The sequence below is a fragment of the Microbacterium sp. Leaf351 genome (assembly GCF_001423825.1).
GTDB lineage: Bacteria > Actinomycetota > Actinomycetes > Actinomycetales > Microbacteriaceae > Microbacterium > Microbacterium ginsengisoli.
In genome coordinates, this window is the sequence record NZ_LMPK01000011.1 from 23666 (window position 1) to 26158 (window position 2493).

The following is a 2493-nucleotide window of genomic DNA, read 5'->3' on the forward strand; positions in this document are numbered from 1 at the left end:
TGCCCTGGCCAGCCCTCCGCGGAAACTCTCGGACACACCGAGACATCTCTGCGTCTGACAGCCAGCGCCGCCTCGCGTGCACCTCAGGCGCCTCAGCCTGACGGCTCGGCGAACCCAGACGGGTTCGCCCGCGCGGTGACCCGAACACCGAGCGCGCCCGGACGCACGCTGACGCGCACACGGATGGCATGACCAAAGCTGTCACCATCGAGCTCGACGAGGTGCGGAGTCTCGAAGCGCGCCTCGAACTGCCTTCCCTGCACATACGCGAGGGCGTGGAAGACTGGCGCGCGTCGGAGCAACTCCCGACTGAGCCGGGAGCGGCGGGCGATGCCCTGCAGAGTGAGGCGCGTCCCGATCCGCGCCCATCCGAAGCGTCCTCGCGGGCGCATCATGACCACGTCCAACAGACCGTCGTCGATGACCGCGGCCGGGATCAACAGCATATTTCCCGTCAGAGTTCCGCAGTTACCGACGATAACCGTATGCGCGCGCGTCGACCGCGCACGGCCTCGGTCGATCCGGTAATCGAGGTGGAAGAGGCGGTTCGCGATGATCGACCGGGCGATCGGGGCGACGTACGCGAACCAGCCGAGATGCCTCTTCGCGATCGTGCTGGTGTTCTGCGCCATCGCCGCGTCCAACCCGATTCCGGCCATCACCATGAACACATGGGAAGCTCGTCTACCGGCCAGCTCCTCGAGCTCGGCAACCCCCACATCAACGTTGCGAAGCTCGCCCGAGAACGCGACCGAGACACACGCGGAGATGTCATTCAGCGGTACGCCGAGATCCCGGGCGAGAAGATTCCCGGTACCTGCCGGCACCAACGCGATCGGGATCCCGGTACCTTGCATCACCTCCGCAGCGGCCCGCACCGTGCCGTCACCGCCCACGACAATGACCACAGTGGGCTCGCCAGCGAGTGCCTGCTCGGCAGCACACCGGCCGGAGTCCTCACTGGCCGTCTCAAACCAACGCGTCTCCTCCCACCCATGTGAGCGCTGTTGCGCCGTGACGGCAGGGCGCACTCGATCGATCGAGATCTTGGCCGGGTTGTAGACGACGGCCGCGTGAGCTCCCGCCGTGAGCTGTGATGCCGTCGCGATCATTGCATGAGCAGAGGAAAGGGAGTCGGCTGACCGGCAAGTCGAGGCATCGACCAGGCGAGCGTCAGCGACCGCCCTCCTGACGGGATGCAGACACCGTCTCCGTGTCTCCCGAGGTCATGAACGTCACGGACGCCGCCAGCGCTGTCACCGCGCTTGCGCGTACATGCTCGCTAGCGGCCGCATCCTCGAACCTCGCGGCCGCTGCCTCCCGCGTCGCACGGACGACTGTGCTGATCTCGGAGAGCCGATCCGCGAGGACACGCGCCAACCCATCACGCAACTCCTCCAGGTTCGTGTTCGCGATCTCCAAACGGCGATCCGACACCGTGACCTCAACCGTCGGGTAACCCGAACTCGCCAAAACGTCACGAGTCTCGCTCCCAAGGATCTGCGCCACCTCTTCCCGCTCGGGACGACGACTGAACACGGCCTCCACCGTGTATCGATCCGGGGCATCCTCAGTCATCAGCGCTGCAGGCAACGAACCCACCAGCACCGATCTCAGGCCCAGCGTCGCGGCATCTACACCGCTCGTTCGTTTCTGCGTATCCATGACCTGACGATACGCCTCCAACATGTACACCTCACAGGTTCCGCAAACCGCCGGCGCGCCGGCCCGGAACCCCGGACACGCTTGCCGCTCTACGCTCGTCACGAGCGGAGAGTGAGAATTGGCATGAGTCAGGCGGCGGTGTATCTACGGATCTCGCAGGACCGCACCGGCCTACAAGCCGGCATCCAACGCCAACAAGAAGACTGCCTCGCCCACGCCGCGAAGCTCGGGTTCACTGATCCGCAGGTATTCATCGACAACGACGTGTCCGCGTTCGATGGGGGCCGACGAAACGGATACGACGCGCTCGTCGCGCAGGTGCGGGCCGGGGTGACGCACATCATCGTCTGGCACGTCGACCGCCTTTACCGGCAGCCCCGTGAGCTCGAGGACCTGATCGACCTCGTCGAGCAGCACCCGATGCGGATCGAGGCCGTGCGTGGTGGCGGGTTCGACCTGAACACCACCGAGGGCCGCCTCATGGCCCGCCAGCTCGTCGCGATCGCCGCGTACGAATCCGGACACAAGTCCGACCGCGTCAAACGAGCCAACAAGCGCCTCGCCGAGCAAGGCGTCTGGCACGGCCCCGCCCGGTACGGATACGGACCCGGCGGGGTCCTTATCCCCGAGCAGGCGGCGGTGATCCGGCAGATGGCCGACCGGTTCCTCGCCGGCGAATCCCTCCGCTCCATCACCGCCTGGCTCAACCGCTCCGAAATCCCACCCCTACGCGCCGGCACCGGCACGTCAGGGCTGTGGCATCCGTACACCGTGCGCAGCATCCTGTCCTCCGCCAGGATCTCCGGGAAACGCGCCTATGCTCCCGAT

At 66.3% G+C, this 2493-nt stretch carries 3 protein-coding genes; 1 reads left to right on the forward strand and 2 read right to left on the reverse strand.

Going from position 1 to position 2493, the window contains the following annotated elements; translation table 11 throughout:
- Window positions 1–92: 92 nt before the first annotated feature.
- Both ASG00_RS04320 and ASG00_RS04325 read right to left on the reverse strand, forming a co-directional pair.
- Complete coding sequence (locus ASG00_RS04320) at window positions 93–1112, reverse strand: diacylglycerol/lipid kinase family protein (RefSeq protein ID WP_056207176.1); 1020 nt, start codon at window positions 1110–1112, stop codon at window positions 93–95.
- Window positions 1113–1173: 61 nt separating this feature from the next.
- Window positions 1174–1665, reverse strand: a complete 492-nt coding sequence (locus tag ASG00_RS04325) for a hypothetical protein (RefSeq protein WP_056207301.1) — start codon at window positions 1663–1665, stop codon at window positions 1174–1176.
- Between the two features lie 123 nt (window positions 1666–1788).
- Here ASG00_RS04325 and ASG00_RS14335 point away from each other — a divergent pair.
- Window positions 1789–2493: recombinase family protein (locus ASG00_RS14335; protein ID WP_162238345.1), on the forward strand; the 705-nt coding region annotated here is incomplete at its 3' end.

Bases quoted from the DNA above. Each gene is read 5' to 3' on its own strand.
- ASG00_RS04325 (WP_056207301.1), bottom strand. From the start codon at position 1,665: ATGGATACGCAGAAACGAACGAGCGGTGTAGATGCCGCGACGCTGGGC.
- ASG00_RS04320 (WP_056207176.1), bottom strand. From the start codon at position 1,112: ATGATCGCGACGGCATCACAGCTCACGGCGGGAGCTCACGCGGCCGTC.